The sequence below is a fragment of the Ralstonia sp. ASV6 genome, from assembly GCF_016429285.1.
Classification (GTDB): Bacteria; Pseudomonadota; Gammaproteobacteria; order Burkholderiales; family Burkholderiaceae; genus Ralstonia; species Ralstonia flaminis.
The window spans coordinates 1-6,957 of sequence record NZ_JAELUI010000205.1 but is presented as its reverse complement, the minus strand read 5'-3'; the positions used below and the strand labels follow the sequence as shown (position 1 = coordinate 6,957).

Sequence of the window (6,957 nt, the reverse complement as noted above, 5' to 3'; positions counted from 1 at the left end):
CATGGCCCGCGTGCGCCCGGACCACCTCGCCAACGCTGACGCCAACGGTAAAAACGCGGCCGAAGTCTGCGCGGATTGCTATCGCCAGTACCTGCCCCGCCCGACCGAACGTGTGCACCCGTATGCCGCGCCGGTGGAGTCGCGCCGGCTGCAGGGTCTGCCGCCGGCCCTGTTGCTAACTGCCCCGCAAGACTTGCTGCGCACGGAAGCCGAGCGCTACGCCGGTGCCCTCATCGAAGCAGGCGTGGTCACGCAGGTCGTGCGCGTGAACGAGGCGTGTCATGACTCGATCGCCATGAGTGCGGTCGCGCAAGACGAGATGACGTGTTTCCTGCGCTGGCACCTTGGCATGACGCGTCAGGCTGCGGTGCGCGCCAAGCGCCGCATACGTGCGGACGGCAAGAACAGCACAGACCGCACCCCGCCTGACCCGACCGGCCCGACCAGCAACAGGCCTGGCTGAACCCACAACAACAAGAAATGGAGTGCGAGGCCGCGCGCGTGTTTCTACGCTGCGGCCCGTTGTGCTCCAAGTGCTTTCCCGAGCCATTCAGAGTCACTTCTCTTTGCTTACCCAACGAAATCGAGAGACATCATGAGCCTGTCCAAACGCACCATCGCCATTTCGGTCGCCGCTGTCCTCGGTGTAGCAGCCGTGGGCACCTACGGTCTTGTTTCCAGTGCCGGCGCATCGCAGCAGCCGGCCGCACCTGCCGCCACGCCAGTGGATGTGGCACCCGTCGTCGCGCGCAACGTGGCGGAGTGGGATGAGTTTTCCGGCCGCATCGAAGCCGTTGAACGCGTGGAAGTCCGCCCGCTGGTGAGCGGCACCGTCACGGCGGTCCACTTCAAGGACGGCAGCATCGTCAAGAAGGGCGACCCGCTGTTCACCATCGACCCACGCCCGTACGCAGCGGAGGTGGCGCGCACGCAAGCCGCGTTGACCGCCGCCAAGTCGCGCGTGGCCTACACCACGTCGGAACTCGATCGTGCGCAAAAGCTGGTGGCCGACAACGCCATCGCCCGCCGCGAGTTCGAAGAGAAGGAAAACGCGGCACGTGAGGCGCAAGCCAACCAATTGGGCGCTGCAGCCGCACTGGATGCTGCCAAGCTGAATCTGGAGTACACGCGCATCGTGGCGCCGGTCTCGGGCCGCGTGTCGCGCGCGGAAATCACCGTCGGCAACATCGTTGCAGCCGGGCCCAGCGCGCCAGTGCTGACGACGCTGGTGTCCGTCTCGCCGATGTACGTGGCGTTTGATGCTGACGAGCAGAGCTACCTGCGCTATTCGGCCAAGGCGGCCCAGGGCGCGAAGACGCCGGTCTATATCGGCCTGGCCAATGAAGACGGCTACACGCGCGAAGGCGCTATCCAGTCTGTCGACAACCGGCTGGATGTGCGCTCGGGCACGATCCGCGTGCGCGCCACGCTGGACAACGCCGACGGCCGCCTCACGCCGGGCCTCTACGCGCGCGTGCGCATGAGCACCGGCGCGCCGCATGACGCCATCCTCATCAGCGACAAGGCCATCGGTACGGACCAGGACAAGAAGTTCGTGCTGGTGGTGGATGCCGCCAACAAGACCAGCTACCGCGCTGTCACGGTGGGTGCGTCCATTGATGGCTTGCGCGTGGTGAAGACCGGGCTGAAGGCGGGGGATCGGATCGTCGTCAACGGTATCCAGCGCGTGCGCCCGGGCGACGCCGTGGCACCCAACGTCGTGACCATGGATAGCCTGGTCACCAAGCGTGTGGTGCTGCCAGGTGCGCAACCCGAAGCGCCTGCCGAAGCCAAAGCCGATACCCCCGCAGCACCTGCCGCCAAGGCTGAAGCCAAGGCCGCGAATGCAAAGACCGCAGCCACCGCGCAACGCCTGCCTGCTGACCGCGCCTGATTGCGTCTGAACCTCATCGCACACATACCGAACTTCGGCCATGAACTTCTCTAAATTCTTCGTGGACCGCCCGATCTTTGCGGGCGTGCTCTCCACGCTGATCCTGTTGATCGGGATCATCTCGATCTGGCGATTGCCGATCTCGGAATACCCCGAGGTCGTACCGCCTTCGGTGGTGGTGCGCGCGCAGTTTCCGGGCGCCAACCCGAAGGTGATTGCCGAAACCGTCGCCTCGCCGCTCGAAGAGCAGATCAACGGCGTCGAGAACATGCTGTACATGCAGTCGCAAGCCAACAGCGACGGCAACATGACCACCACGGTCACCTTCAAGCTGGGCACCGATCCAGACAAGGCACAGCAGCTCGTGCAGAACCGCGTGTCGCAAGCGCTGCCGCGCCTGCCCGACGTGGTGCAGCGCCTGGGCGTGACCACCATCAAGAGCAGCCCCGACCTGACCATGGTGGTCCACTTGCTCTCGCCCAATGACCGCTACGACATGACGTACCTGCGCAACTACGCGGTGCTCAACGTCAAGGACCGCCTTGCACGTATCAGCGGCGTGGGCCAGGTGCAACTGTTCGGCTCGGGTGACTACTCGATGCGCGTGTGGCTCGACCCGAACAAGGTGGCGGAGCGTGGCCTCACGGCCAACGAAGTCGTGCGCGCCATCCGTGACCAGAACGTGCAGGTGGCTGCCGGCGTGATCGGCGGCTCGCCCTCGGTGCCGGGCACGGACCTGCAACTGTCCGTTAACGCACAGGGCCGCCTGAAGACCGAGCAGGAATTCGGCGACATCATCCTCAAGAGCTCGCCCAACGGCGCCGTGACGTATCTGCGTGACGTGGCCCGCATCGAGCTGGCCGCGTCGGAATATGGCCTGCGCTCGCTGCTGGACAACAAGCAGGCTGTGGCCATTCCGATCTTCCAGGCGCCGGGTTCCAACGCGCTGCAGATTTCGGATGACGTGCGCAAGACGATGGAGGAACTGAAGCAGGACTTTCCCGAAGGCGTCGACTACCGCATCGTCTATGACCCGACGCAGTTCGTCCGATCGAGTATCGAAGCCGTCACGCACACACTGCTGGAAGCGGTGGCGCTTGTGGTGCTCGTGGTGATCCTGTTCCTGCAGACTTGGCGTGCGTCGATCATTCCGCTGCTGGCGGTGCCGGTGTCCATCATCGGTACGTTTGGCCTGATGCTGATGTTCGGCTTCTCCATCAACGCGCTGTCACTGTTCGGGCTGGTGCTGGCGATCGGGATTGTGGTGGACGATGCCATCGTGGTGGTGGAAAACGTCGAGCGGAACATCGCTGAAGGGTTATCACCACGCGAGGCCACGTACAAGGCCATGCGTGAAGTGAGCGGTCCGATCATCGCCATTGCCCTGACGCTGATTGCCGTGTTCGTGCCGCTGGCCTTCATGACGGGCCTGACCGGTCAGTTCTACAAGCAGTTTGCGCTGACGATTGCGATCTCGACCGTGATCTCGGCGTTCAACTCGCTCACGCTGTCGCCGGCATTGGCTGCGCTGCTGCTCAAGGGCCATGACGCGCCGAAGGATTGGCTGGCGCGTGCGATGGACAAGGGGCTGGGCTGGATCTTCCGCCCGTTCAACCGTGTGTTTGGTGCCGCGTCGGAGTCGTACGGCCGTAGCACCTCGCGCGTGATCGGCCGCAAGGCCGTGATGCTCGGCATCTACCTGGCGCTGATCGGCTTGACTGCCGTGCTGTTCAACAAGGTACCGGGCGGCTTCGTGCCGATGCAGGACAAGCAGTACCTGGTGAGCTTCGCACAACTGCCGGACGGCGCCTCGCTGGACCGCACGGAAGACGTAATCCGCCGCATGTCGGACATCGCCCTGAAGCACCCTGGCGTGGAAAGCGCCGTGGCCTTCCCGGGCCTGTCGATTAACGGCTTCACCAACAGCCCGAGTGCCGGCATTGTGTTCGTCACGCTCAAGCCGTTTGACCAGCGTAAGAGCGCCGATCTGTCGGGCGGCGCGATTGCAGGCCAGTTGAACCAGCAGTACGGCGCCATCAAGGACGCGTTTATCGCGGTGTTCCCGCCGCCACCGGTGCAGGGTCTCGGCACGGTGGGTGGCTTCAAGCTGCAGCTGGAAGATCGTGGCTCGGTCGGCTACGAGCAGCTCTTTGCCGCCACGCAGGCCTTCATGGCGAAGGCCCGTAAGACACCGGAACTCGGCCCGTCGTTCTCGAGCTACCAGATCAACGTGCCGCAGTTGAATGCCGACCTGGACCGCGTGAAGGCCAAACAGCTTGGCGTGCCCGTGACGGACGTATTCGACACCATGCAGGTCTACCTGGGCTCGCTGTATGTGAACGACTTCAACCGCTTCGGCCGCACGTATCAGGTGAAGGTGCAGGCAGACGCGCCGTTCCGCGCCCATGCTGAAGACATCCTGCAGCTGAAGACGCGCAATGCTGCTGGCGACATGGTGCCGCTGTCTTCTCTGCTGCGCGTGTCGCAAGGCTTCGGCCCGGACATGGTGGTGCGCTACAACGGCTACACCGCTGCCGATATCAACGGTGGTCCGGCGCCGGGCTTCTCCTCGGGCCAGGCACAGGCGGCTGTGGAGCGCATTGCGCACGAAACGCTGCCCAAGGGCGTGCGCTTCGAGTGGACGGACCTGACGTATCAGCAGATCCTGGCTGGCAACTCCGCCGTGTGGATCTTCCCGATCTGCGTGCTGCTGGTGTTCCTGGTGCTGGCGGCGCAGTACGAAAGCCTGACACTGCCGCTGGCCGTGATCCTGATCGTGCCGATGAGCCTGTTTGCCGCCATGCTGGGCGTGTGGCTCTCGCATGGAGACAACAACATCTTCACGCAGATCGGCTTGGTGGTGCTGGTGGGGCTAGCGTGCAAGAACGCGATCCTGATCGTGGAGTTTGCGCGCGAGCTTGAGCTGCAAGGACGCTCCATCGTGGAAGCCGCCATCGAGGCCTGCCGCCTGCGTCTGCGCCCCATCCTGATGACGTCGATCGCTTTCATCATGGGTGTGGTGCCCCTGGTGGTGTCGACCGGCGCCGGTGCGGAAATGCGTCATGCCATGGGCGTGGCCGTGTTCGCTGGGATGCTGGGGGTGACGCTGTTCGGCCTGTTCCTCACGCCGGTGTTCTATGTACTGCTGCGCACGCTGGCAACACGCCGCGCCCAGCGCTCGGAAGATGCACCGGATCGCGATCTGGACCTGGATGGCAACGCCATGCCGCTGCCGTCGGGTCAACACTAATCAAGACATCGCTATGAACGCGTTTAAACAACACACAGGTCAGGCCACGCGGCCTGGCCGCTGGACCCCGCTGGCACTGGCTGCCGCGCTGTTCCTCGCGGCCTGCTCGCTGGCGCCGACCTACGAGAAGCCGGACGTAGGCACACCCACGGCTTTCAAGGAAGCGTCAGCAACCGCAGATGCCTCGCTGGCCGCCGGCGAACAAGGCAAGTGGAAGACCGCCGAGCCCTCCCTGCCCGCCGACGGCGCGTGGTGGAAGATCTTCAACGATCCGACGCTCGACAAGCTCGAAGCACAGGCGGCCGAGGCCAGCCCCACGCTGGCCGCCGCCGCCGCACGCGTGAACCAGGCGCGCGCCTTTGTGCAGGCCAATCGTGCATCGCTGTTCCCAGAACTGGATGCGGGCTTTGGCCCGACGCGCCAGCGGGCTTCCGCAGCATCAGCGGGCTTGCCCTTGGGCGCACCCGTGCAGCCGCAAACGTACTGGCGTGCACAGGCCACCGTAGCGTATGAGGTCGACCTGTTCGGCCGCGTACGCAACAACATCGATGCAGCCGGCGCCGACGCCGAGCGGGTGGAAGCGCTGTACCGCGCGGCCCGCCTGTCACTGCAGGCCGACGTGGCGCAAACGTACTTCAGCCTGCGCACGCTTGATGCGGAAGAAGCCCTACTGGCCCGCACGCTGGTCGGCCGCGAAGAAGCACTCAAGCTCGTGCAGCGCCGCTTCAAGACCGGTGACATTGGCGAGCTGGACGTCGCCCGCGCCGATGCCGAGTTGGCCACCGCGCGCTCCGATCACATTGGCGTGCAGCGTCGTCGCGCGGTCCTGGAGCACGCACTGGCAACGCTGCTGGGCAAGGCACCCGCCGATTTCTCGATGGGAGCCGACCCGCTACAGGCCGCCAACGTGCGCGTGCCGGCAGGCCTGCCCTCTGCCCTGCTGGAGCGTCGCCCTGACGTGGCCGCAGCCGAGCGCTCGATGGCTGCCGCCAACGCGCGCATCGGGGTGGCGCGTGCGGCGTTCTTCCCGCAACTGCAACTTACGGGCGGCTTCGGCTACGAGTCGCACGACATCGGTGACCTGCTCAAGTGGGGCAGCCGCACGTGGATTCTCGGGCCGCTGGTCGGCACCGCACTGTCGCTGCCGATCTTTGACGGTGGTGCACGCAGCGCCGGTGTGAAGCAGGCGCGTGCAGCGTACGAAGAGAACGTCGCCAACTACCGTGAAAGCGTGCTCGTCGCTTTCCGCGAGGTGGAAGACAACCTTTCTGACCTGCGCCTGCTGGCCGATCAATCCAAAGCCCAGGACGATGCCGTGCGCGCTTCCACGCGCGCTGCGCAACTCTCGCGCACGCGCTACAACGCGGGCTCGGTCAACTATCTGGATGTGATTGATGCGGAGCGCAACATGCTGTCTGCTGAGCGCGTCGGCGTGCAACTCGCCGGCAGCCGTGTGAATGCCACGGTGGGGCTGATCAAGGCGCTGGGTGGTGGCTGGGGTGATTTGCCGACAGAACAGGCGAAGCCGGCAACGGTGGCGCAGCAGTAAAGACGCTCTTCTCTCTCTGGAAAGCGAGACTCTGCGCGGCTTCGGCCGCGCTTTTTTTAGCTGAAATTCGCAGACGCCGACCCGCCCCCTCGGAATCACCGCAGCGCTTTGCGCGCCTACGAATCCTGCCCGGGCGCGACCTTAGGTGGCGCGTCCAGCGCCAATCCTGGCGTACTGCGCATCGGGTGCTTGAGCAGGCCATCCACCAGCGTTGGCGACACGTAGTGCGGCCCGTCGAACAGGTAGACCTTGAAGCCTTGGTAG

General features: G+C 64.9%; 4 protein-coding genes. All 4 read left to right on the top strand.

Annotated features, from left to right (window positions below; translation table 11 throughout):
- On the top strand, positions 1–463 hold a 463-nt coding region (locus tag JHD73_RS25555), incomplete at its 5' end, for an alpha/beta hydrolase fold domain-containing protein (protein ID WP_199032967.1).
- A 132-nt stretch (positions 464–595) separates the two neighbouring features.
- Positions 596–1,894, top strand: coding sequence for an efflux RND transporter periplasmic adaptor subunit (locus tag JHD73_RS25550; RefSeq protein ID WP_199032966.1), 1,299 nt, complete (start codon positions 596–598; stop codon positions 1,892–1,894).
- 40 nt (positions 1,895–1,934) lie between these two features.
- Positions 1,935–5,144, top strand: a complete 3,210-nt coding sequence (locus JHD73_RS25545; protein WP_199032965.1) for an efflux RND transporter permease subunit — start codon at positions 1,935–1,937, stop codon at positions 5,142–5,144.
- Positions 5,145–5,157: 13 nt separating this feature from the next.
- Positions 5,158–6,693: an efflux transporter outer membrane subunit gene (locus JHD73_RS25540; protein ID WP_199032964.1), complete on the top strand. Its 1,536-nt coding sequence runs from the start codon at positions 5,158–5,160 to the stop codon at positions 6,691–6,693.
- Positions 6,694–6,957 lie beyond the last annotated feature (264 nt).